The following is a 425-nucleotide window of genomic DNA, read 5'->3' as shown; positions in this document are numbered from 1 at the left end:
TAATAAATTGGCGGCTTAACCTTGTCGAAGTCGAAGATGCCTATTGCAACTTCCCTTCTGCGCCTTCCGAACGTTAGCGCCACCTTTTCCTGGAGGTTGATCATCTGCTTGAGAGCCTCATCGTCGAGGCTGAGGCCCTCAACGATGGCGTAGACACCGTAGGGCCTGATATCTTTCAGCTTTTCATCAACGTAAACAACGACGTCGCTCTTTTCGACCTCATACCTTGGCAGGCCCTTCGTCATCCCAAGTGCCCAGCGGATCTGCCTCGCTATTCCCTCGGCGCTCCAGAGGTCTGGCCTGTTGGTGTCCTTTGAGTCTGCCTTGAAGTAGATCTGACCGTTCTCCTCCCAAACGTCGTCGAGCTCGCATTTCGCGTAGAGGAAAAGGTCTTCCCATTCCTCAACGGTGAAGCTCTTTCCGAC

The 425-nt window shown here is 53.4% G+C and carries 1 pseudogene; it reads right to left on the bottom strand.

The annotated features are described in order from the left end of the window. A pseudogene (locus E3E36_RS12155) lies at nt 1-425 on the bottom strand (phenylalanine--tRNA ligase subunit beta); the annotation flags it as partial.

The organism is Thermococcus sp. M36 (assembly GCF_012027355.1).
GTDB lineage: Archaea > Methanobacteriota_B > Thermococci > Thermococcales > Thermococcaceae > Thermococcus.
This window is presented reverse-complemented; position numbering and strand designations above follow the sequence as displayed.